This is a genomic window from Methylobacter sp. S3L5C, assembly GCF_022788635.1.
Lineage (GTDB): Bacteria > Pseudomonadota > Gammaproteobacteria > Methylococcales > Methylomonadaceae > Methylobacter_C.
In genome coordinates this window covers 4,160,528-4,182,516 of the sequence record NZ_CP076024.1, presented here as the reverse complement: position 1 = coordinate 4,182,516, position 21,989 = coordinate 4,160,528, and the positions used below count along the sequence as shown (strand labels likewise).

The 21,989-nt window shown below is 41.9% G+C and carries 23 protein-coding genes; 10 read left to right on the top strand and 13 right to left on the bottom strand.

Features of this window, described 5'->3' with window-relative positions; genetic code table 11:
* Nucleotides 1-193: 193 nt before the first annotated feature.
* Nucleotides 194-733: a hypothetical protein gene (locus KKZ03_RS18960; RefSeq protein WP_243218317.1), complete on the bottom strand. Its 540-nt coding sequence runs from the start codon at nucleotides 731-733 to the stop codon at nucleotides 194-196.
* Nucleotides 734-889: 156 nt separating this feature from the next.
* Here KKZ03_RS18960 and KKZ03_RS18955 point away from each other — a divergent pair, with 156 nt between their 5' ends.
* Nucleotides 890-1,381, top strand: coding sequence for a hypothetical protein (locus KKZ03_RS18955; protein ID WP_243218316.1), 492 nt, complete (start codon nucleotides 890-892; stop codon nucleotides 1,379-1,381).
* Nucleotides 1,382-1,565: 184 nt separating this feature from the next.
* On the opposite strand, the gene speD is transcribed toward KKZ03_RS18955, so the two are convergent.
* From speD to KKZ03_RS18940, 3 genes are all read right to left on the bottom strand, one after another.
* Complete coding sequence (gene speD / locus KKZ03_RS18950; protein WP_243218315.1) at nucleotides 1,566-2,381, bottom strand: adenosylmethionine decarboxylase; 816 nt, start codon at nucleotides 2,379-2,381, stop codon at nucleotides 1,566-1,568.
* A gap of 5 nt (nucleotides 2,382-2,386) precedes the next feature.
* A complete protein-coding gene (locus KKZ03_RS18945; RefSeq protein WP_243218314.1) occupies nucleotides 2,387-2,806 on the bottom strand; it encodes an OsmC family protein in 420 nt (139 codons plus the stop codon).
* Nucleotides 2,807-3,179: 373 nt separating this feature from the next.
* Nucleotides 3,180-4,079, bottom strand: coding sequence for a LysR family transcriptional regulator (locus KKZ03_RS18940; protein WP_243218313.1), 900 nt, complete (start codon nucleotides 4,077-4,079; stop codon nucleotides 3,180-3,182).
* 47 nt (nucleotides 4,080-4,126) lie between these two features.
* On the opposite strand from KKZ03_RS18940, the gene KKZ03_RS18935 reads away from it, so the two are divergent.
* The 8 genes from KKZ03_RS18935 to KKZ03_RS18900 all read left to right on the top strand — a co-directional run bounded on the left by KKZ03_RS18935 (nucleotide 4,127) and on the right by KKZ03_RS18900 (nucleotide 12,392).
* A complete protein-coding gene (locus KKZ03_RS18935; RefSeq protein WP_243218312.1) occupies nucleotides 4,127-5,176 on the top strand; it encodes a hypothetical protein in 1,050 nt (349 codons plus the stop codon).
* A complete protein-coding gene (locus KKZ03_RS18930; RefSeq protein WP_243218311.1) occupies nucleotides 5,173-6,768 on the top strand; it encodes a DHA2 family efflux MFS transporter permease subunit in 1,596 nt (531 codons plus the stop codon). The genes KKZ03_RS18935 and KKZ03_RS18930 overlap by 4 nt, the downstream gene beginning before the upstream one ends.
* Nucleotides 6,765-8,282, top strand: coding sequence for an efflux transporter outer membrane subunit (locus KKZ03_RS18925; protein ID WP_243218310.1), 1,518 nt, complete (start codon nucleotides 6,765-6,767; stop codon nucleotides 8,280-8,282). The genes KKZ03_RS18930 and KKZ03_RS18925 overlap by 4 nt, the downstream gene beginning before the upstream one ends.
* 36 nt (nucleotides 8,283-8,318) lie before the next feature.
* Entirely contained in the window at nucleotides 8,319-9,545 is a 1,227-nt protein-coding gene (locus tag KKZ03_RS18920) for an HlyD family secretion protein (protein ID WP_243218309.1), read from the top strand.
* A gap of 303 nt (nucleotides 9,546-9,848) precedes the next feature.
* Nucleotides 9,849-10,220, top strand: coding sequence for a DUF805 domain-containing protein (locus KKZ03_RS18915; RefSeq protein ID WP_243218308.1), 372 nt, complete (start codon nucleotides 9,849-9,851; stop codon nucleotides 10,218-10,220).
* 222 nt (nucleotides 10,221-10,442) lie between these two features.
* On the top strand, nucleotides 10,443-11,048 hold the full coding sequence (locus tag KKZ03_RS18910; RefSeq protein WP_243218307.1) for a LemA family protein: 606 nt from the start codon (nucleotides 10,443-10,445) through the stop codon (nucleotides 11,046-11,048).
* 13 nt (nucleotides 11,049-11,061) lie between these two features.
* Nucleotides 11,062-11,892, top strand: coding sequence for a YgcG family protein (locus tag KKZ03_RS18905; RefSeq protein WP_243218306.1), 831 nt, complete (start codon nucleotides 11,062-11,064; stop codon nucleotides 11,890-11,892).
* Nucleotides 11,886-12,392, top strand: a complete 507-nt coding sequence (locus KKZ03_RS18900) for a TPM domain-containing protein (protein WP_243218305.1) — start codon at nucleotides 11,886-11,888, stop codon at nucleotides 12,390-12,392. The genes KKZ03_RS18905 and KKZ03_RS18900 overlap by 7 nt, the downstream gene beginning before the upstream one ends.
* Nucleotides 12,393-12,425: 33 nt before the next feature.
* Here KKZ03_RS18900 and KKZ03_RS18895 read toward each other — a convergent pair whose 3' ends face one another.
* Both KKZ03_RS18895 and KKZ03_RS18890 read right to left on the bottom strand, forming a co-directional pair.
* Nucleotides 12,426-13,397 carry a 2Fe-2S iron-sulfur cluster-binding protein gene (locus tag KKZ03_RS18895; RefSeq protein WP_243218304.1) on the bottom strand — a complete coding sequence of 324 codons (972 nt, stop codon included), beginning with the start codon at nucleotides 13,395-13,397 and terminating at the stop codon, nucleotides 12,426-12,428.
* Between the two features lie 78 nt (nucleotides 13,398-13,475).
* Nucleotides 13,476-13,877, bottom strand: coding sequence for a group 1 truncated hemoglobin (locus KKZ03_RS18890; protein ID WP_243218303.1), 402 nt, complete (start codon nucleotides 13,875-13,877; stop codon nucleotides 13,476-13,478).
* A 176-nt stretch (nucleotides 13,878-14,053) separates the two neighbouring features.
* Between KKZ03_RS18890 and KKZ03_RS18885 the strand changes: the two genes are divergently transcribed.
* Nucleotides 14,054-14,686: a metalloregulator ArsR/SmtB family transcription factor gene (locus tag KKZ03_RS18885; RefSeq protein ID WP_243218302.1), complete on the top strand. Its 633-nt coding sequence runs from the start codon at nucleotides 14,054-14,056 to the stop codon at nucleotides 14,684-14,686.
* Between the two features lie 122 nt (nucleotides 14,687-14,808).
* Here the strand turns inward: KKZ03_RS18885 and KKZ03_RS18880 are convergent, their stop codons facing one another.
* The 7 genes from KKZ03_RS18880 to KKZ03_RS18850 form a co-directional block, all read right to left on the bottom strand.
* Complete coding sequence (locus KKZ03_RS18880) at nucleotides 14,809-15,321, bottom strand: hypothetical protein (protein WP_243218301.1); 513 nt, start codon at nucleotides 15,319-15,321, stop codon at nucleotides 14,809-14,811.
* 454 nt (nucleotides 15,322-15,775) lie between these two features.
* A complete protein-coding gene (gene nqrF, locus KKZ03_RS18875; protein WP_243218300.1) occupies nucleotides 15,776-16,996 on the bottom strand; it encodes an NADH:ubiquinone reductase (Na(+)-transporting) subunit F in 1,221 nt (406 codons plus the stop codon).
* A gap of 14 nt (nucleotides 16,997-17,010) precedes the next feature.
* Nucleotides 17,011-17,619, bottom strand: coding sequence for an NADH:ubiquinone reductase (Na(+)-transporting) subunit E (gene nqrE, locus KKZ03_RS18870; protein WP_243218299.1), 609 nt, complete (start codon nucleotides 17,617-17,619; stop codon nucleotides 17,011-17,013).
* The gene (locus KKZ03_RS18865; RefSeq protein ID WP_243218298.1) at nucleotides 17,619-18,299 is read right to left on the bottom strand and encodes an NADH:ubiquinone reductase (Na(+)-transporting) subunit D; all 681 of its coding nucleotides are present in this window, start codon (nucleotides 18,297-18,299) and stop codon (nucleotides 17,619-17,621) included. Before KKZ03_RS18865 ends, nqrE begins: the two co-directional genes overlap by 1 nt.
* Nucleotides 18,296-19,231: a Na(+)-translocating NADH-quinone reductase subunit C gene (locus KKZ03_RS18860; RefSeq protein ID WP_243218297.1), complete on the bottom strand. Its 936-nt coding sequence runs from the start codon at nucleotides 19,229-19,231 to the stop codon at nucleotides 18,296-18,298. The genes KKZ03_RS18865 and KKZ03_RS18860 overlap by 4 nt, the downstream gene beginning before the upstream one ends.
* Nucleotides 19,224-20,426, bottom strand: coding sequence for an NADH:ubiquinone reductase (Na(+)-transporting) subunit B (locus KKZ03_RS18855; RefSeq protein WP_243218296.1), 1,203 nt, complete (start codon nucleotides 20,424-20,426; stop codon nucleotides 19,224-19,226). The genes KKZ03_RS18860 and KKZ03_RS18855 overlap by 8 nt, the downstream gene beginning before the upstream one ends.
* On the bottom strand, nucleotides 20,426-21,775 hold the full coding sequence (locus tag KKZ03_RS18850; protein ID WP_243218295.1) for a Na(+)-translocating NADH-quinone reductase subunit A: 1,350 nt from the start codon (nucleotides 21,773-21,775) through the stop codon (nucleotides 20,426-20,428). The genes KKZ03_RS18855 and KKZ03_RS18850 overlap by 1 nt, the downstream gene beginning before the upstream one ends.
* Between the last annotated feature and the right edge of the window lie 214 nt (nucleotides 21,776-21,989).

The following is a 21,989-nucleotide window of genomic DNA, read 5'->3' as shown; positions in this document are numbered from 1 at the left end:
GCTATTGCTCTCGACTTGAGTATATTCTTCGTCGGAAATTGCCTTAAGTATTCATTCTAGTGGGCCTGCTACGCGATCCATTGTACTTAGGCGCGCATAGTAAGCCTTGGGAGACTGTCTCTGAGATTAGAATGTCTCCATTGCCAGCCTGGATATAAATCATATGCCTGATTTTTATCCAGATAAAAAAGCGTTACTGTGTTGTTGGTTCGTTGTATAGGTTGTTAAATAACTTGACCACAACAAAAATAATGGCTTGGGTAAATTCAATGAATGGCACCCGGCTAATACTGGCAGAAGCAAATTCATCAATAGATTCATTTAAGAATTTTACCAGCCTAATCTGAACCGGATTTTCTTTATCTTTAATAAATTGTCCCTGCAGGATATTATTTTTCGTATCAACTACAGCCCCATTTTGTCTTAATAATTGAAAATCTGTTTCCAATAGAATGGTTTGCCTTTCCATCCAGGTAGGGTCGTCTATAGATTTTGGTACATCGCCCAACGCATTTTGATACACGCAAATTATCTCGAAACATAAATCCATAAACAGGTGTGCCATATCCTGATTTTTATCAGCCAGAATGGAAGGAAAAATGCCAAAAATTGTTTGAAAAAGTATCGGTTGATCAGTCTCAAATTGAGACATAATTAGTTTGCCATTGTCTTCGTCTATGTTTTTGGCGTATTGCAGGGCTTGATATAGCTGCTGTTCAGTTAAGTCTTGCATCGTATTCTCTATTTATAGTGTATGAACACATATCATACCAATTTATAGGAATTATATTTAAACGTTGTTAACAGTCGGTTATCTTGACAGAAAATCAGGACTAAGCCACGAGTTTTGGTATCATGACCACTTATCATCAACCTTTCAGGAAAAAAAATGCCGGGTAAAGTTAAACCTGAACAATTAAAAGCGGATCTTGTTATCCCTTGGATCATTCTGGGCGTTATGCTGGTTATGCTGGCAGCTTTGCTTATTGTTTGTCTGACATTAGGTGAACAGATGCAACAACCACTCCCGGAAGCTCAGAGAGTGCTTATAAGAACGATATTTTACGTAGTGGCCATCATAACCTTCCCACTAACCAACTTGATCCGCTACATTCAACTACGGTTAAATCAAACCATGCCGTTTTCGCAAGGAACCGTTAATGAGGCAAAAAGCCGTTATTTAGTGACAATTATTGTGTCTATGTCACTCATTGAGAGCGTTGGAGTTTTTGGCTTGGTCATGTTTGTCTTGGGCGATAACGTTAATACGTTGTATATATTTTCGGGATTATCTGCATTAGGGCTGTTTTTATACCGACCTAAAGTGGAGGAATATGCCAGGATTGTTGAAGGCTTGACGTTGACTACTGAAAAGCTATAAGTAGACTTAACACGCAGCGGCATTGGAGAGTCTTATACCGTTTTTAGGCTATCAGTGTTTATTAACAGGCGGGTATAGCTAAATTAAAATACAGACTCAAGAGTAAAGTCATTCATTGTACACATAATAACTAACCGTTTAAGTTGCGTAGAGATGCAATTTATTGCATCTCTACTGCAAAAATTTAAAACTCTTGATCGGCAACTTTTATTTTTTTACGCCGATAGTTGTGCCCGTAAAAAATTTCGGTGACTTCTTTACGTAACTTTTCTTCTATTTCTTCTTTTTGAGTGCCAGTGAGATTACTTTCTTTCTCAAATAAATAATTTTCCAGTTCGGTTTCCTTGAGCATCATTTTGGTGTGGAAAATATTTTCCTGATACACATTCACATCTATCATTTGATAGCTTTCCTGAGTATCTTTGGCAATATAGTTTTGAATAGAGGTAATGTTATGATCAATATAATGCTTTTTACCTGATATATCACGGGTAAAGCCACGCACTTTATAGTCCATAGTGACTACATCTGATTCAAAGCTATGCAGTAAATAATTGAGCGCTTTTAATGGTGAAATACGACCACAAGTTGATACATCAATATCAGCGCGAAAAGTACTTATACCATTATCAGGATGGCTTTCAGGGTAAGTATGCACGGTAATATGACTTTTATCCAGATGCGCCAAGATGGTGTCAGGTAACGGGCCTGGCGATTGGCTATTCATGCTGGGTGGCGGTGGAGCATCGCCCTCTGATATCAGCATGGTAACGCTGGCACCTTGAGGATCATAGTCCTGATGGGCGATGTTAAGAATTTGCGCGCCAATAATTTCAGCAACATCTTTAAGAATTTGCGTCAATTTTTTGGCGTTATACGCTTCGTCAATATATTCAATATAGGCCTGCTGTTGTTCTGCTGGAGCATAACAAATATCGTATATATTAAAACTAAGGGATTTTGTTAAATTGTTAAAGCCGTGTAATTGCAATTTATTCAAAACTGTTAAACCTCTAAAACTTCAAAATCATGGGTAATTTCTACCCCCGCTTTACCTAGCATAATGGAAGCAGAGCAATATTTCTCTGCCGACAATTTAACTGCCCGCTCAACAGCCGATACTTTCAAATCACGACCACTGACGACAAAATGCAGGTGAATTTTGCTAAACACACTGGGAACAGTATCAACCCGTTCAGCAGAAATTTCTGCCACGCAATTGACAATGTTATTTCTGCCTTTTTGTAAAATCTGCACAACATCAAAAGATGAGCAACCACCCAAGCCCACTAAAATCATTTCCATTGGCCGCATTCCCATATTACGTCCGCCATGATCAGGCGCGCCATCCATAACAACCGCATGACCACTGCCAGTTTCGCCGACGAACATTACACCATCAATCCATTTGACTGTTGCTTGCATTTTTTTCCCCCAATTAAAATGACACATAGAGTAGCATATAAATACGCTTGTACGGAGTTTTCAATATTAAATTTTAGTGACAATTTTTCAATGCTGGTTGATAACGGGTTAAGTGCTTTATCGTTAACCAATAATCCAAATGTGGATAAAATACGTTGGTATTTTACCAAGAAGCATTTTTAAATAAATGGCTAATCATGAAGCTATTTTTTGATATTGGCTAGTTTAAGTCGATAGCCGTTATTTAATTTATTAGCGTAAGGATAATCGGTTTAAATTGAAGCTTAATAGTGTCCTGATCGATATTTTTATAGTTATGCTGATACCTGTTTTTATATAAATTAATGAGTCAAGATAGTTAGTGCCTAACATCCTAAAAATTTAATACTTTTTGTTGCTCAACAACCGCTAACGAACGCAAGCTTTCCAAGACCTGATACAACACTAGTGAATCATTTCCACTGGAAAAAACCATGTAAGCCGGTAATCTAAATTGTGGACTACCAGGTACATGAAACAATTTATTAGCCTGAATTAACGGTTCAGCAATACGCATAGGTAAAAAACATGAACCACCATTACTAAGGATTAATTGCACCCCAAGCCAACCGATATTTACCAGCTGGGGAGGGCGTTCCAGATCAGGATAGCTGCTACTGTGTAAGGCGTAAAATGCCGGTCCCCAGTCCACATAGATATAATCATCATTTGGCCAGGGTTTATCCGGATCGGTGGTTAGCAGTACCAGTGTTTCATCGAATAAATGCTCAATCTGAAGGCCGGGGCTATGTTGTGGTGTATACATCATGCCTACATCGATTCTACCTTCAATGAGTCCGCGCATTAGATCATCTTCAAAGCCAATTTCGCTGCAAATGGAAATATCCGGAGCCTGCCTGCGCATTGTACCAAGCCATTGGGGCAATAATTCTTCCCAAAAAGCAATTCGTGCGCCTATGGTAATACTGGCATTAAAACGACTGGGTAAGCCAATATCGTATTGTGCTTGTTCTAATGTTAATAATATGGATTTTGCATGACCTAAAAAACGACGTCCAGGTAGTGTTAGTACAGCGCCTGAGCGATTGCGTACAAACAGGCTAACGCCAAGATAGGCTTCCAGTCTTTGTATGCGTGTACTCACGGTTGATTGGGTAACATGTAGTCTGGTCGCCGCTTCCAGAAAGCTACCATTAGCCACTACCCCTAAAAAAGTTTTGATCTGATCTATATCCATCAATTTAGTATCGGATATGTCGATACTATTGTCCAATAAATATCGTTTGCCTTATATAAGGACGAGCTTTTATAGTAGACAGCATGAATATTAATAAATCGTTTTTCGTCGTTTTTTTTGCATTTATTGGCAATAAAGACAATGAAGCCACGTATAAATTATTGCATGCCAAAAACAGGGATCACAAGTCTATGATTAGTGTTTATCGACAGCCAATTTTTTATGCTTCGCATTCTTTGGCAGAGATAAAAAATTATGGCGCATGGTTGTTACTGGTTTTTTTATTAAGCGGTTGTGTTATTGAACCGGTCAAGCCGTCAAGTGACACGATGGCTAAAATACATACTATTTTGGTGGTGCCGGTGGAGTCACCACCACTAGAAGTTATTCCTGATCTGATTGAATCCCGATTTCCCGTATACAGTCAATATCAGTATCAAGCGCTACCCCATTCTGTTTTTTTGGAAAAACATATTTACAAAAATTCCGGAGGAGTGCTTATCGCAGGTTTGTTAAGCAAGGATGATAGTGTCTCGGTAGTAAATCTTCATCAAAGCCCGGACTCAACGGAAAAAACAGCCAACCTGAAGTCCTTGGTATCGCTGTCAGCGAGCTGGATGCCAACTTTTATGTTGGCGCAGGAAGCCGTTTCCCAATTAAATGGCGATAGAGTTAAAGCGCTATTGAGTACGTATTATTATCGTTTGCCAATGGCCAGTGGCGATAGCGAAGTCAATATTGGTTATTGGCGTAAGACCATCAGGCAATGGTACAACCAAAATCGGTCGTCTGTTGATTATCGACAACTTGGTCTGGAGCACGTTGATGCCGTATTGGAAGTGGGTATCGAAACCTATAGAATTTTTGCTGTGCAAACGTCATTACAGGTATTGATTAAGTTAATTGATCCCAATACCGGACAAGTTATCGGAAAAGCTAGTACTAAAACTTTTTCTGCCAAGGATTCGCCACAAACCTTACTTAATTATGATGCTGAAAAGTTCAAGCAGCTCGTAACCGAAATGGGTAAGCGCTTAATTACTCGTGGAGCTAATGAACTGGGACTACCACTGAAAGCGACTGACCAGTCCATCACGCTTTCGCCATTAGCTATTGATACCGTAACCCAATGACCATCGTTTATGCCGAACGCTTGAGTAGATGGCGTTTTATTTTGTTTAATATCGTGCTTAGTTTAGGGCACATTATTGTGTTGTTTAATGTCGGTGCATACATTGCCGTACTGCCTCATGTTACCGGTGATTTGGGTGGGGTCTTACCCAGTTTTGGTACCTGGGGACAGACCTATTTTATTATTGCCTTGGCGCTGGCTTTTCCTGTGGCACGCTGGCTCTCAGGTCTATTGGGTGATTATCGTTTATTTATCGCAGCATTTATTATTTATGCAGTTGCTTCTTATCTATGTGCCATCAGTCAAAGTTTGTGGCTGTTTATTCCGGGACGTATCCTACTTGGATTTTCAGGTGGAATTACACTCTTTATTGGACAATCGCTGTTATTGAAAGAATATCCTGAGCATCTAAAATTATTAAGTTTAGGAATATGGGGACTGGTTACACTGATGCCTTTTACCATCAGTTTTCCTATTGGCGGACTGATCGCTGACGAGTGGGGGTGGCGTTACTTATTTTATTTAAATATCCCGATCGCCTTGGCCATCGCCGGGATTACCGGTTCACTACTGGTCGGGCGAGGCTTTAGGTATAACCACACGCGTTTTGATTACGTTGGTTTTATTTTGTTGGCTTTGGTTCTTGGTAGTCTGCAAACCTTGCTGAATCTAGGTAATGATTTTGACTGGTTGGATTCATTGTTTCTGGTCAGTATGTTGATTTTGTTCACAGTGGCATTACCCTGTTTTATTATTTGGGAGTTCAACGAACATCACCCGGCGTTTAACATACGCCTTTTTGCTCATCGTAATTTTACAATAGGTGTAATCTGCATTGCCGCCGGATTTTTTTCAATCCAGGGCTTACTTTCGGTATTTATTGTTCAGCTGCAAGTATTACTGGGCTATTCCTCGTTTCTTGCCGGTATGGCTTACCTGCCTATGATATTACTTGCTGTACCGGTGACGTTGGTAATGCATAAGCTACCCAAAGTACTTGATGCTCGTCTGCTCGTCTGTGTCAATCTTCTTGGTTTCGCGTTCACTTTTTATTGGTTGGGTCTGTTCGATGATCCGGGTTCATTCGAGCAAATTTTTTGGCCCTTGCTATTACTTGGTTTTTTTTTAGGATCGTTTTTCACCCCATTGGTCAAGCTGACTCTTCACGGGCTGTCTGGCGAACTGCAGATGCGTGCCTCTGAAGAAGCGGGATTCCTGCGAGTAATTGCCGGTGCCTTCGGCATTACTTTGCAAGGTGTTGTGCTTTTTCAGCGCACCCCTTATCATCAATTGCATTTGGCTGATCATTTCGGCGGGCGGCAGTTTGCTGCTATTGATTTACTGCAAGGGTTTGCTTCGGAATTGGAGGCTGCCGGCCTCGATACCAGTATGGTAAAAGCCAGGCTCCTGATCCTCATAAAGCAGCATGCCGGCATCCTGGCGTTGAATGATGCTTTTTTATTGGCGAGCTACCTGTTTCTGGGATTGGCCGGATTGGTGTGGTTGGCTTATCCGACCTATCAACCTTTGCATCCTACTATAGCAGAAGAAGTAAGAAATCTTCGCGCCGAAGAAATAATAGAAGAAGCATGACTCGTCAATTTATGGTGAAGCAATTTCTCCTTACGGGACTTATGCTCTTGCTGTCCGGTTGTGCCTGGATACCGGCAGGAGACAAGCGTGCCGAGTTTATAAAAATGCCAGCCATGAAATATACGCTATCGCAGACCGGCCATGATGAATTGTCTGTGACTACAGAACATTGGCCTCACAAGCGTTGGTGGCGGGAATTTGGTAGTACGGAACTTAATGGTCTTATGGTTATTGCGCTTAAAGATAATATTGGCCTCAAGGTCGCTGCGGCCCGATTACGTCAAGCCCAGGCTCTGGTTAAGGTAGAGGATGCAAGGTTATTACCGTTTTTGGATGCACAGGTGGGCGTGGAATCAGGTCGTGTTTCAGGAAATGGTTTTAATGTGGCACTGCGGGGAGAAAAATTTTCTTCCGCTTTTATTAATCCCTTGAACTTGCGCTACCAGCTTGATTTTTGGGGTAAAAATCGTGCCGCAATAGAAGCAGCATTGGGGCAGGCAGCCGCTGAAGCAGCGGAGCTGGCTGAAGTTTTACTGCAATTAACCAGCACAATTGCACGTTCTTATATACAAGGAATGGCGCTACGCGAGCAATTGGAACTGGTACATACCATGGTGACGTTGCAGCACGATTTGCTTGAACTGTATGAAACACGGTTACGATTGGGACTGGATGCCGCCGATCAAGTTAAACAAGGTACCATTGAATTAGAGCAGATAAATAAGTACGAAGCCGGTATCCGTGAGCAGTTAACTATTCAGCGAAATTTACTGGCCCGGCTGATCGGTGACGGACCTGATTCAACACAAAACCTGTTTACCAACACCGTGATTAGCCCTGAGCCGATAAAGCTGCCTGAGAAATTACCGCTGGAATTACTCAGGCATCGCCCGGATCTTGCTGCGACTCTGCATCGAGCCGAGTCTGCAGAAAAAGGTGTTACCGTTGCCAAAGCCAGCTTTTTACCCACTATTGATCTGACTGCGTTTGCCGGCGTCAATGCCTTAAGATTAACTAATGGAGCAAGTTCTCTGGCCAGTATTTTATTTTCCGGCTCCAGTTTCTCCTATGGAATTGCACCGGGCCTTCGACTACCCCTATTCGAAGGTGGACGTCTACGCGGGGAGTTATCGGCACAGCGGGCAGAATACGATGGTGCCGTGGAGTTGTACAATGAAACTTTATTACATGCCTTGCAGGAGGTAGCCGATAGCTTGAGTCGCTGGCGGAAAAGCCATACCATTCTTGAAGCACACGAGCGTTTGCTGTCTACACAACATGAAAATTTAGGTCTTATTGAAGAGCGTTTTCGCAGTGGTCTGGATGATCGTCGAGCATTGCTGACTGGCCAGCATGCCTTGCTGAACCAGGAATATGCCTTGCAAACTTTGGCAGCTGATCAACGCCTTGCCATGGTGGACTTAATGGAAGCTTTGGGCGGCGGCTACGTTAACGATCTTCAGCCCGTCCAACAGAAACCCGAACCCAAACTCATTAGTTGGCTGCCATGGTAGCTTTGATGAAAGTGGGATATTGCCATATAAATACCAATGAAAACTGATCCCCAAATTATTCGTAACCGTCGCAATCGCTATTTATTATTAGTGATGCTGATACTGCTTGCCAGTACATTGGCTTATACCGGTTATTGGTGGTATTACTCACGCTTCCAGGTTGTCAGTCATAATGCCTTTATCTCGGGTAATCTTGTTCCTGTTGAAGCTGATGCAACCGGTATCGTTATCCAGGTTTTGGTTGAAGAAAGTCAGTATGTCAATAAGGGCGATTTACTAGTTCGTCTTGATGAGCATCGCGCCCGGACCGGTTTAGGTCAGAGTCGCGGTGAGCTGGGGAAAGTAGTACGGGATATCAGTGCTGTTTTTTCCACACATGAGCAAATGTGTCAAAAAATGCTTGCCCGTTCTGCACGATTTATCCGGGTGCGTCATGATGTTAATCGATTACGTCAGGCGCTGCCAAACGGTTCAGTATCTGATCAGGTTGTGCAAAATGCTGAAGACCAGATGATAGCTCTCGAAGCCGAGATGCGCGAAACCGAAGCAGAACTCAAATCTATTGATGCAAAAGTGGGCGGCACCAGCAGGGTATTACACCCCGATATAGAGGCGGCCAAGTATAAATTTATTGCCGCCTATCTTGAGTATGCAAGACAACAAATTCATGCGCCGGTTTCAGGTTATGTATCCATGCGTAAGGTTCAGGTCGGCAATCGGGTTCAGCCTGGTGATCCGTTAATGACACTGGTTCCTTTGGATCATCTCTGGGTAGAGGCTAACTTGCGGGAGACGGAGATAGCACTGGTGCGCCCCGGCCAACAGGCCGAAATTGTGGTTGATCTTTATGGTAAGCAGCACCTTTATCACGGAACGGTAGCAGGCTTGATACCAGGTACAGGCAGCGTCTTTGCTTTATTGCCGCCTGATAATGCGGCCGGAAATTTTATTCATATTGTCGAACGTGTTCCTGTGCGTATCGCCTTGCAAAAAGATGAAATACTAAAATATCCTCTGCGTCCGGGGCTCTCCACAATCACTTCCATTGATGTTAAAGAATCGAAACTACCTCTAGGCACATCACTGGCAGCTGTTTCCAGTGAGGAGTATGAGACTGATATCTTTATTGATGAGCTTGATAAAGCAGAAGCCAACGCTCAAGAAATTATTATGGCCAATTTGGTACAGAAAAACGCGCCATTACCATCAAATTGTCAATATCCCCAAGCGGAGACAAGCAAAAAATCTGGTATTTATCGGTAATAATAGTTTTACTTTTATTACCGTGAGCTATAAGGCTGGCATGGGTTTTATGGCTTATGGTAACGGTAGCTATCAAGATAATTTTGTTATGCTTATGTAAGGCGCACCTAAACTGTCAAGGTACTGCAAGAGAATATTCTCAAGTCGGGAACGATAATGAGAGAAAAACTTTCCTGAACAACTATATAAATATCCTGTTTTCGATTAGTCTATAGGATCTACCACTTAGTCGCTAATGATGGTGGTTTCCTTAATATATAAGTTGCCATACCCGTTAAAGGTAGGCAGGAGCGTTACAGTTTTATGAACTGGTATCTTGAAGTTTTAAAAAAATATACGGTTTTTGATGGTCGGGCCAGACGAAAAGAGTATTGGTTTTTTATACTGTTTAACGTGCTTATTAGCATGGCACTGGCAATTATTGACCGATTTACCGGTAATGTTGATCCTGAAACAGGCTTGGGTATTTTAAGCAGTCTTTATCCTCTGGGGGTTTTGCTTCCGACGCTCGCGGTATCTGTTAGACGGTTACATGATACTGGCCGAAGTGGCTGGTGGTTACTGATTAATTTTGTGCCAGGCGTTGGTGCCATCATCTTCTTTTTCTTTATGGTGCTTGACAGCAATCCGGAAAGAAATGAATATGGACCATCACCTAAAGGTTATGAGGTATAACCAAATGGGTAACCCTTATTCTGAAAACGAAAATTTTTCTACGAAAGATACGCAATAAATTAATAGAATGTATCATGTAGCCATTAATTTTTCTGCTAATGATTAATTGCTTGATAACTCTTTTGACCATTTTTGTTCTGCCGCGAAGTGCTTGCTTTGGGTTTTCGTTGAGCACACGATTTTTTTCATGTAAGTACGTTAACTGATAGCTGAGAGATTGATATGTTTAGAGGGCTGATTACATTATTGTTGATAACGACTTTGTCAGGCTGTGGTTATAACACGCTACAGTCTACTGATGAAAATATCACCGCGACATGGGCAGAAGTGTTAAATCAATACCAGCGCCGCGCCGATCTGGTGCCCAACTTGGTCAATGTCGTTAAAGGCTATGCTGCTCATGAAAAAGAGGTGTTAACCCAAGTTACTGAATCGCGTGCCAAAGTTGGCGCAATACAGGCGACACCGGAGTTGATTAATGATGAGGCGGCCTTCAAGAAGTTTATTGCCGCGCAGGGGCAAATGACCAGCGCGATTTCCAGGCTGCTGGCAGTTTCCGAGAATTATCCCCAACTAAAAGCCGATGGCTTATTCCGGGATTTACAGGCGCAATTGGAAGGTACGGAAAATCGTATTACCGTGGCGCGTAATCGCTATATCGCCGCAGTTAAAGACTATAACATTACCGTAAGGTTGTTTCCCACTAACCTCACGGCAATGCTGTTTGGTCACAAAATCAAGCCAAGCTTTACCGTGGAAAATGAAAAATCTATTTTAGAACCGCCTAAAGTGGATTTTGGTACGCCGGCAATGGCTCCAGGTCAGTAAGGTTTAGTCTGCAATGTTGCCATTAGTCCGTTACGGATTTGGGGTTTTCTTGCTACTGTTTTTTACGGCAGTTTGGGCGCAGATTGAAATTCCTGAATTATCGCGTCGGGTCACTGATCTTACCGCTACTCTAGGCATCCAACAAGCCACAGCGTTAGAAAGCAGGTTGGCAGAATTTGAAGCCAAAAAAGGCAGCCAGATTATTATTCTGATTGTCCCCACTACCCAACCTGAAGATATCGCTCAATTTGGTATACGGGTAGCTGAAGCCTGGAAAATTGGTCGTAAAAATGTTGATGACGGCGTTATTTTGATTATTGCCAAAGATGACCGTAAATTACGTCTGGAAGTGGGTTATGGTTTAGAAGGTGCTATCCCTGATGCCATTGCCAAACGTGTGATTGCCGAGACTATCACGCCCTTTTTCAAAAAGGGCGATTACGCTGGCGGCGTAGATGCTGGCGTTACGCAGTTAATGCAACTGATTGAGGGCGAGTCTTTGCCCACCCCTGTTGATGAGTCGGATGACAAGTTGAACGAAAGCGCTTTTATGTTTATTTTGTTGGGTGGTTTGATAGCAGGGTTTATATTGTCTGCGATGATGGGGCGAGTAATGGCGGGAATACTTGCCGGCTTGGGTACCGGTGCGCTAGCTGCGCTATTTTTGGGTTTGAGTTTCGCGGTAGTACTTATTGGCATAATGGTTTTTTTCATTGTCGGCGTTCGCCATAGTGGCGGTGGTGGCTGGACAGGTGGCGGCGGTTTCGGTGGTGGCAGTAGTGGATCATGGGGTGGCGGCGGTGGCGGTAATTTTGGTGGGGGAGGTGCCTCAGGATCATGGTAGCGATTAAACGCTGGTTTTTGCATACCTTTACGCCGCCATGGCGTTGGCGACTGGCATTTCCTGCGGCAGTGCTTAATGATATTGAAAAAGCGGTAAAACAATCCGAGTGTCAGCACCGAGGGGAACTGCGTTTTGCCATTGAAAATACCCTTGCACCCACTTGGGTGTGGCGAGGACTGTCAGCCCGTCAGCGTGCAACAGAAATATTTTCAAATTTACGGGTGTGGGATACTGAAGAAAATAGCGGTGTATTAATTTATTTGTTATTGGCTGACAGGGAAGTTCATATCATTGCTGACCGTGGTATTGCCAGGCGCGTGCATCAGACAGAGTGGGATTCAGTGGCACACGACATGCAGGAAGCTTTTCGGGTTGGCGATTTCCGGCGCGGCTCACTTGAAGGTATTGAGCACATTACGACAATGCTGACTACCCACTTTCCTGCGGATGCCGACAATCCCAATGAACTGTCCAACAACCCCGTTATTATCAACAGCTAAAAATGCTTGATTCGTACAATAAAACAGCCTGAATCAGGCTGGTGATACCAAAAAGGCATCTGCGTATATATCGGCTGATGCTGCACCCTTGAGAAAGGTCATTTTTTTCATTTGCTTGACCATGTCAGGATTACCGCAGAGAAATACCCGCCAACCTTTTAAATCCGGAAGCGACGCCAATGCGACTTCGTTGACTCGTCCATGACTAAACCCTTCAGGACTATCTTCGCCCGACAGGCAAGGGATGTAATGAAAATTTTCATGCTCTTCGTCAAGTTTTTGCATCTCATCAATCCGGTAAAGATCTTCAACTTCACGACTGCCATGAAACAGATAAATGGAACCCGAATGCCCTTGCGCAAGTGCATCAGTTAGAATACCTGCCAGTGGTGCCAAGCCGGTTCCGGTTCCTGCCAGCAATATATTTTGATCATTTTTTTCGGGCAGGTAAAAACAAGATCCGTTCGCTTCGGATACAGCGATGGTATCTCCAACCTTGATATCATTATGTAGCCATTCACTAAACTGGCCATTAGGCAGTCGACGAATATTAAATTCCAGAATATTGGATTTTTGCGGAGTGTTGGCAATGGAATAACTGCGTGTTAAGCCATCTGCCCGCTGCAGATTGACAAATTGCCCGGCATTAAATTTGAACGTATCGTTAAAAGTCAGGCTTAGTAACAAGGTGTTTCTATTAAGCATTTCGGTAACAATAACTGTACCTTCGCTATAGAATTCCGCTTGATCGGGAAGCTTAATGGTCATGTCTTGTTCCGGATGACACTGGCAAGCAAGAAAATAATTGAGTTTTTTCAGGGTATTTTTTAACCCGGACTGAGCTGCTTCCGGTGGAGTGGTATCCGGACTGCTTACTATACAACTATGGCAGGTACCTTTTTTACAACTATAGGTAATAGCGACATCTTTACGTAACAGAGCATCAAGTACTGTTTCATCTGCTTGGCAAGAATAAGAGTTTTCTTCAATGGTTAATTTGTACATGATCCTGTACTTAAAACAGACTCCATAATATTTTGGTAATTAGTCAAAGTAAAATATTATGGAGTGGGGTTGTCGTATTTATCTACCTAATATATCGTTGCGTGTGGTTTCACAAATTACCACGACTTCAGCGATGAGTTCTTGAGGTGCATTTAACTCTACCAATGTAGCGCCTAAATGTTCTACAACGGCATCGAAATGGCTATCATCCAAGCCCATCTTAACAAGGTGCGCATGACCTTTGCGCATGTCTGCGCCGGTATAGCTATGTGGTCCGCCAAAAGCCATGGTTAAAAAAGCTTTTTGTTTGGCTGCTTGCGTTTCCATGTCAACGTCGTCGAAAAAACGGTTGATACGGTCGTCATTAAGAACCTTGCGATAAAAAATATCCACGGCTACATTAACTGCCGGTTCTCCGCCTAGTCTGTCATAAAGCGTTTTACTCACTATTGCTTCCTCATGGTTTTGTGTGTCAGTCATTATTATTGCCTCAATTTTTTTTGCCAAAATGTAACCAAACTGGATTGACTACAGGAAAATAATAACAAATCGATTTAACTTATACAATATAAATATGTTATATCAAATTTTAGTATTTAAAGCAGCATTTTCTGCTATGCTTTAAGTTATAAAGCAAATTAAAAGAAGGGATTTTTATGGTGGATAAAGCCAGACCACGCCAACAGCAAATTTTAAAATTGCTGTTGGAAAAAAAAGCCGGGTTAAGTATTGATGAAGTTGCTACTGCATTGGATATTTCCCGTAACGCGGTACAGCAACATTTTATTGTGTTGGAAAGAGACGGTTACATACAGCCTGGAGTGCTCAATAAGACAGCTGGTCGGCCGGTACGTAGCTTTATTCTGACCGAAGCCGGCATTAACAGTTTTCCAAAGCAATACGCGTGGTTTTCTGAACTCATGCTTACTGATATGAAAAACGAAATAGGGTCTGAAGCTTTTCAGCGTTATCTGCATAGGTTGGGTAGTAATCTGTCACAAACTTTGTTGCCTCAATTTGAAGGAAAACAGACTAATGAGCGGATTGAGGCATTATTGAAAGTGATGGATAGCTTGGGTTTTGATGCGAGGATTATTACCGACCCCGATAGAAATGAGCCCACTATTGAAGCCCGTAACTGTATTTATCATGACCTTGCTCAAAAACACGAAGAAATTTGTGAGTTTGATAGAACATTAATTTCTTCGTTACTGGATAAGAATATTGATCATGTAGAGTGTATGGCAAAAGGTGGTGCTGTTTGTTGCTTTAAAATTATCAACAAATAAGCAATTCATTTACCAAAAAATCTTTCAATAACTTGACTGTCCTGAATAGCCTTGAAACCAATGCCTCCTGATCTTTTTAAGGGTTCGCCAAAGCCGATTGTGTAAAAGCTGTAGTATTTTATTTATATATCCATGAACAGCATGGGAATACCGTAAGTTAAAATAAAATAGCTAAAGGCGGAAATAATGCTGGTACTCATTTTAAATTCTAACAGTTGTCTAAAAATATAACTGACAATGGCAATATACCAGCTGACCAATAACACTGCTAAAGAAATCGATATTATTTCCCGATATTCGTTGTGGTTCATTACCATGACAAAATCCAATGCTTCGGCACCAATGGCCAAAGTCATAATAAAATTTTCGCAGATAAAAATAGCCGTAAATAGTTGGCTAAAATAGTGCCGTTTTTTGATGATTAATAACAGCAGGGCTATCGATGAAAGCGCCATGATAGCTCGCAATGAGACTTCCAGTGAGCCATCGGCAGGGTCGGCAATAAGACCTTCAACAATAATGCCGGAAATAAGATAAAACACCACGGTTTTCCACATAAACGATTTTGATGGAAATAAATCAGCTGGATTATTTTTGAACCAACAAAGCGAAAGGTATTTGATTAATAAATTCATGGTAAATAATGCTCGTACTTAAGGAAATCGGGTTATTAATAAATTTTATTTATTGGCTATTATAACGGCTATAGATTTTCAGGAATTAAATTTCCACTACGCGTCTTGTTAAGCCTATACAAATACCATCTCTTTGAGAGATTAAGAGATATTATTGGTATGTTTTTAAAGCCACATGTAGTGGAAAATTTTTTTAAAGATAGAGCAGGGACTGTCATATTCCCGAGGTTTATTTTTACCGATTCTTAGATAAATAATTTCGATACCAATAGATACAGCCTTTGAAGGGATAGTATCTGTATAAGCTTACAGCGACGTGAGTTGAGCATGTAATTTCCGAGAGTCTGTGGCAGACAAAAAAATGGGGATAATGCTTTCGCTTATCCCCATTTTTTTATCGATACTTTGCTCTCCCTAAAACAACAATTATTCAAGGGAGAAGACAGCGTATTATTTAACCACCAAAGTCATCCAACATAATGTTTTCCGGCTCTACACCGTTATCAATCAACATATTGATAACAGATGTATTCATGATTGGAGGTCCGCACATATAGAACTCACAATCTTCTGGCGCTGGATGGTTTTTAATGAATTCTTCATAAAGAATATTATGAATAAAGCCTTTATAACCATCCCATTCTTCATTTGGCAGTGGATCGGATAACGCAACATGCCATTCAAAATTATCATTTTCTCTGGCCAGCATGTCAAAATCTTCTACATAGAACATTTCACGTTTACTACGTGCGCCGTACCAGAAAGTGATTTTACGTTTGGATTTAAGCCTGCGTAACAGATCAAAAAGGTGTGAGCGCATAGGTGCCATACCGGCACCGCCACCAACAAAGACCATTTCTGCTTCAGTATCTTTGGCATAGAATTCACCATAAGGTCCTGAAATAATACATTTGTCACCGGGTTTTAAACTAAAGATATAAGATGACATGATACCTGGCGGTACGCTATCGGGTGCACCGGGAGGTGGTGTCGCGATACGAACGTTCAGCATGATTTCTTTTTCTTCAGGATAACTTGCCATTGAATAGGCGCGTAATGCCGGTTGTTTCACTTCAGAAACATAACGCCATATCTTGAATTTATCCCAATCCTCATGAAATCTTTCTTCAACGTTAAAATCACTGTATTTGGCAATGTGCGCAGGACATTCAATTTGAATATAACCGCCTGCCTTATATTTGATTTCTTCGCCTTCAGGTAATTGAAGTACCAGTTCTTTAATAAAAGTCGCAACGTTGTTATTTGACTTAACAGTACATTCCCATTTTTTAACACCAAATACTTCATCTTCAACTTCTATGCTCATGTCATGTTTTACCGAGACCTGACAAGAAAGACGTTCGCCATGAGCGGCTTCGCGTTTGGTAATATGAGTCAGTTCAGTAGGTAAAATCTCACCGCCACCTGAATGAACGACAACTTTACACTGAGCACAGGTACCGCCACCACCACAGGCTGACGAAACAAATAAACCATTATCTGCCAAAGCAGTTAACAGTTTTGAGCCGACTGGGACATGAATTTTCTTTTCATTATTGATCAGGATCTCAACATCTCCTTCCGCGACCAATTTGCTTTTAGCGCCGATAATTACAAATACCAGTGCTATAACAAAAGCCGTGAAAATGATGATCCCTAATAGAATTTCCAGCATTATAAGCTACCTTCTTAAAGTTGGATTCCGGAGAAAGCCATGAAGCCAAGCGACATCAGACCTGCGGTAATAAAAGTTATGCCCAGGCCTTGCAGTCCGGCTGGAATATCACTGTATTTAAGTTTTTCGCGTACACCCGCCATAACAGTAATAGCCAATGCCCAGCCCAAACCACTGCCTACGCCGTAAGTAACGCTTTCGCCGAAATTATAGTCCCGTTCAATCATAAATAAACTACCGCCAAGAATTGCGCAGTTTACTGTAATTAAAGGTAGAAATACGCCTAAGGCGTGATACAAAGCTGGAAAGAATTTATCTAAAATCATTTCAAGAATTTGTACCAAGGCAGCGATCATGCCAATACAGCTTAATAGTGCCAAAAAGCTTAAATCAACGCCTTTTATTCCTATCCAGGACAGGGCATCTTCTTTCAACAAGGCATGGTAAACGATATTGTTGGCGGGTACCGTAATGGCTTGCACTACCATAACGGCAATACCCAAACCCATCGCCGTAGCAATCTTTTTTGATACCGCTATAAACGTACACATTCCCAAAAAGAAGGAAAGCGCCAGGTTTTCAATAAAGACTGCCTTAACAAATAAACTAATATAAGCTTCCATTAGTGATGTCCTCCTTCACCATGAGCAATCGCCATAATCTTGAATTCTACCTTTTCAGCTTGAGTGGGTTTCCACTGACGGACACTCCAGATAATCAAACCAATAATAAAGAAAGCACTGGGCGGCAATAACATTAAACCGTTAGGATCGTACCAGCCGCCATCTTTTGTCAGCTTGAAGACTTCTATGCCCAATAATTTACCTGAGCCCAAAGTTTCTCTAAAAAATGCCACGATAATCAATATCAAACTATAGCCCAGACCATTACCGATACCATCCATGAAGCTTTCTAAAGGCGGATTTTTCATCGCATAACCTTCAGCACGTCCCATAACGATACAGTTGGTAATAATCAAACCAACAAATACTGATAACTGTTTGCTGACATCATAAGCAAAAGCTTTTAATAGTTGATCAACCACAATAACCAATGAAGCAATAATGGTCATTTGGACAATAATCCGGATACTGCTTGGAATATGGTTTCTAATCGCACTAATTGCCGCACTCGAAAATGCCGTTACCAAAGTCAAGGCAAGCGCCATAATCAGCGATGTTGACATTTGTGAAGTAACCGCCAACGCTGAACAAATACCCAGAACCTGCAAAGTAATAGGATTATCGTTAACCAGTGGTGCAGTTAATACTTTTTTTGTTTCATCATTTAAAATTGCGCTCATGATTTCACCTGTTTAACCGTTCTTACTTTTTTCAAATACGGTGCAAAACCTTCATCACTCATCCAGTATCTAACCAGATTAGTCACGCCGGTACTGGTTAAAGTCGCACCAGCCAGACCATCTACCTGATATTGAGAACCAGGTTTGGTTTTATCTACCACGCCTTTAATTAAACTTAAGGCAGGTTCGCCGATATCAGCTTCAGTAATTAAACCTTTTTCTGATGACGGTTGATCAGTTTCAGCATAAACTTTCTTGCCTTTCCATAATGCACGCCAGTTAGGATTAACAACTTCACCACCTAATCCTGGAGTTTCAGCTTGATCGTAAAAGTTGATGCTTTGTACGGTTTGACCATCAGGATCCAAAGAAAGGAAACCATACAAGGTAGACCATAATCCATAACCATGCATAGGCAGAATAATGGATTTAGTCACATCGCCTTCTTTAACCAAAAAAACTTTGGCATATTTGGATTTTACCCGGATATGGGCAATATCTTTATCTTTTGGGATGGCAACGCTTTGAGCAGGATCTTTTGCCGCTTTACGTTGATCAAATTCAGCGACATCGATATTTTCAACATAATCGCCTGTTTCCAGGTCAACGATTTTTGCTTCAATTTTTTCTGCAAATGCCGAATTTATATCCGCGCCTTCTTCCAGCAAGCCGGCAACATCAAGAATATTCTGCTTCATATCCGCTGCTTTGTTATCTATTTGTAGGGGTTTTAATGCAACCGCCGCAAATGAAACCAGAACCGCGCAGACCAGACACAACGCAACTGCAATTGCAATTGTCTTTTCCAGACTATCGTTACCTAAAGCAAGAACTTTGTTTTTATAAGCATCAAATTTTTGATAGTACTCATTATTATTGAGTGCAGTACACAATTTTTCCATCTGTTTACAAGACTTTTTATTATTAGGCATGACGTTTCACCCTTCTTCTAATATTGGCCTGAATGACGAAGTAATCAATCGTCGGTGCAAACATGTTTGAAAACAGAATAGCCAGCATAATTCCTTCCGGAAAGGCAGGATTGACGACTCTGATTAACACGGTCATACCGCCGACTAATGCGCCAAATATCCAACGACCTTTATTAGTCATTGCCGCACTTACCGGATCAGTGGCCATATAAACCATACCGAAAGCAAAACCGCCCATCGTTAAATGCCAATACCAGGGCAGGGCAAACATGGGGTTGGTATCGCTGCCAACAAAGTTAAACAGCGTAGCGATAGCGACCATACCGGCAAATACACCACCCATAATGCGATAGGACGCAACACGGGTATACAGCAGGAATGCGGCACCTATTAAAATGGCCAGAGTTGATGTTTCACCCAAACAGCCAGGCTCAAAACCAAAAAATGTTTGCATCCAGCTATAATCAGCTGCGTAAACAGCGTCAAGACCACCGTTTGCCGCCAGACCTAAAGGCGTTGCCCGGGTATAGCCATCAACTGCGATCCATACAGAATCACCAGTCATTGAGGCGGGGTAAGCAAAGTATAAAAATGCCCGTCCGGTCAGCGCAGGATTTAAAAAGTTTTTGCCGGTACCGCCAAAAACTTCCTTACCAATCACGATGCCGAATGAAATACCCAGCGCTACCTGCCATAGAGGCATATCAGGCGGCATAATCAAAGCGTATAACATGGATGAAACCAAAAAGCCTTCATTGACTTCATGGCCACGAACGGTAGCAAATAATACTTCCCAAATACCGCCGATAGCCAACGTGGTGATATAAATAGGTAAAAAGTATAAGGCGCCATGAGCCAGGTTAGAAAACGGATTCATAGTGCTATATCCGAATAACATCATCGGGACACTGCGCCAGTTATCAATTTTTTCCAGACCCATGGATTCCATTGCCAAATTGGCTTGATATCCGGTGTTATACATCGCCATCAATACACAAAACAGCGTTGCTATAACCACAAAAGTCATGGTTCGCTTCAGGTCATTACCGTCACGAACATGGGTAGTGCCGCGTGTTACATCAGCGGGCGTATATATAAAGGTATCGACCATCTCATAGAGACCGTAATACTTTTCTAATCGACCACCTTTTGTAAAATGCGGCTCTATGCTATCTAAAATTTCTCTAGCCGACATTATCCTTCCTTCTCGATTTTAGTTAAATTCGCTCTCAGTACAGGACCGAAGTCATGTTTACCTGGATCCACAAACGTAAATAAGGAGACATCTTCTTCATCAAGTTCCAAGCAACCCAATAATTGCGCCTGATCTGAATCACCAACTACTAACGCTTTTAACAATGGTGTTGCCAAAATGTCCATAGGCATGACAGTTTCATAAACGCCAATTGGAACAATGGCTCTGTTACTGCCGTTTTTATCGGTAGTTAATGGAAAAAGACGGTTGTTTTTACGATCAACACTGGATGTATAAACATTCAGTGCCGAGTATTTGTCTTTACCGGCAACAATCCAGCCAAACAATTCTCGGGCGCGGCCTTCTTGCAATACCGACAACTGGTTACTGTAACAGCCTAAATAGGCAGCCCAATCGCTGGCAGTATGACCGTATAAAACGGAACCGGAAATAACCCGACTCTCAACGTCATCCAAAAGCTCACCTGCAACCAAATCATTGGTGTTGGCACCAACGCGAGTGCGGATTAATCTTGGGTTTTTTACAGTAGGGCCCGCTAACGAAACGACTCTTTCGACATTCAATTTACCGGTAGTAAATAATGCACCTATTGCCATTACTGCCTGATAATCCAGATGCCAGACAGATTTATTGATATTAACTGCATCAATAAAATGAATATGGGTACTGGGTAAACCGGCAGGATGCGGACCTGAAAATTCAGCAACAGTTGCAGCGCTACCAATTACTATATCAGCATCTGACGCTTTGCAAACGTAAGTTTTACCGGTTGTCAGTTTGGCAATTACCGCTAAACCATTAACGAAATCATTACTGCGTTCCTTAATAATAACGGCAGGATCTGCTGCTAAAGGTCGGGTATCTATAGCCGTAACAAAAATGGAGCTGGGCTTGCTATCTATAGCAGGCGTTTTACCATAAGGACGCACTCGTATGGTAGCCCACAAGCCTGATGCCAACAGATTCTCTTTAACTTGTTCTGCTGTTAAATCGTTAAGTTCGGATTCGCTGTACTGGCTGAACGATACTTCTGCCGAGCCTTGTAAGTCAATAACGACTGATTGTAATACCCGTTTGGCACCACGGTTAATCGCTTTAACGACACCTGCACCCGGTGACGTAAATACGCACCCAGGATTTTTCTTGTCAGTGAAAAGTACCTGACCCAATTTGACCGTATCCCCCTCGCTAACCATCATGGTAGGTTTCATGCCTACATAATCAATCCCCAGAATGGCAACGGAATTAACCTTATTGCCATCCTCAATAATTTGTTTAGGACCTCCCGTTATGGGTAGGTTTAAACCGTTTTTAATAGTAAATCGCATAGATAATAAGCCTACTCTCCAAACAAGTTGCGGCGAACCGAGCCCCTTATATCAAACACTTGAAAACAAGGGGCGCATTAAGACGTAAAACGTTGGCATTACAACACAAAATCAATGTTTTCTCAATGTCGTATTTGGTAGTCAATAAATATACTAAACGGTAACTTATAGAGTAACTTCTGCTTGCCCGGAGATGTTTTTTTAAAATTAAACA

Excerpts from the sequence above, each read along its gene's own strand:
- KKZ03_RS18960 (WP_243218317.1), bottom strand. The coding sequence starts at position 733 with ATGCAAGACTTAACTGAACAGCAGCTATATCAAGCCCTGCAATACGCC.
- KKZ03_RS18955 (WP_243218316.1), top strand. The coding sequence starts at position 890 with ATGCCGGGTAAAGTTAAACCTGAACAATTAAAAGCGGATCTTGTTATC.
- KKZ03_RS18945 (WP_243218314.1), bottom strand. The coding sequence starts at position 2,806 with ATGCAAGCAACAGTCAAATGGATTGATGGTGTAATGTTCGTCGGCGAA.
- KKZ03_RS18935 (WP_243218312.1), top strand. The coding sequence starts at position 4,127 with ATGAATATTAATAAATCGTTTTTCGTCGTTTTTTTTGCATTTATTGGC.
- KKZ03_RS18930 (WP_243218311.1), top strand. The coding sequence starts at position 5,173 with ATGACCATCGTTTATGCCGAACGCTTGAGTAGATGGCGTTTTATTTTG.
- KKZ03_RS18925 (WP_243218310.1), top strand. The coding sequence starts at position 6,765 with ATGACTCGTCAATTTATGGTGAAGCAATTTCTCCTTACGGGACTTATG.
- KKZ03_RS18920 (WP_243218309.1), top strand. The coding sequence starts at position 8,319 with ATGAAAACTGATCCCCAAATTATTCGTAACCGTCGCAATCGCTATTTA.
- KKZ03_RS18915 (WP_243218308.1), top strand. The coding sequence starts at position 9,849 with ATGAACTGGTATCTTGAAGTTTTAAAAAAATATACGGTTTTTGATGGT.
- KKZ03_RS18910 (WP_243218307.1), top strand. The coding sequence starts at position 10,443 with ATGTTTAGAGGGCTGATTACATTATTGTTGATAACGACTTTGTCAGGC.
- KKZ03_RS18905 (WP_243218306.1), top strand. The coding sequence starts at position 11,062 with ATGTTGCCATTAGTCCGTTACGGATTTGGGGTTTTCTTGCTACTGTTT.
- KKZ03_RS18900 (WP_243218305.1), top strand. The coding sequence starts at position 11,886 with ATGGTAGCGATTAAACGCTGGTTTTTGCATACCTTTACGCCGCCATGG.
- KKZ03_RS18895 (WP_243218304.1), bottom strand. The coding sequence starts at position 13,397 with ATGTACAAATTAACCATTGAAGAAAACTCTTATTCTTGCCAAGCAGAT.
- KKZ03_RS18890 (WP_243218303.1), bottom strand. The coding sequence starts at position 13,877 with ATGACTGACACACAAAACCATGAGGAAGCAATAGTGAGTAAAACGCTT.
- KKZ03_RS18885 (WP_243218302.1), top strand. The coding sequence starts at position 14,054 with ATGGTGGATAAAGCCAGACCACGCCAACAGCAAATTTTAAAATTGCTG.
- KKZ03_RS18880 (WP_243218301.1), bottom strand. The coding sequence starts at position 15,321 with ATGAATTTATTAATCAAATACCTTTCGCTTTGTTGGTTCAAAAATAAT.
- nqrF (WP_243218300.1), bottom strand. The coding sequence starts at position 16,996 with ATGCTGGAAATTCTATTAGGGATCATCATTTTCACGGCTTTTGTTATA.
- nqrE (WP_243218299.1), bottom strand. The coding sequence starts at position 17,619 with ATGGAAGCTTATATTAGTTTATTTGTTAAGGCAGTCTTTATTGAAAAC.
- KKZ03_RS18865 (WP_243218298.1), bottom strand. The coding sequence starts at position 18,299 with ATGAGCGCAATTTTAAATGATGAAACAAAAAAAGTATTAACTGCACCA.
- KKZ03_RS18860 (WP_243218297.1), bottom strand. The coding sequence starts at position 19,231 with ATGCCTAATAATAAAAAGTCTTGTAAACAGATGGAAAAATTGTGTACT.
- KKZ03_RS18855 (WP_243218296.1), bottom strand. The coding sequence starts at position 20,426 with ATGTCGGCTAGAGAAATTTTAGATAGCATAGAGCCGCATTTTACAAAA.
- KKZ03_RS18850 (WP_243218295.1), bottom strand. The coding sequence starts at position 21,775 with ATGCGATTTACTATTAAAAACGGTTTAAACCTACCCATAACGGGAGGT.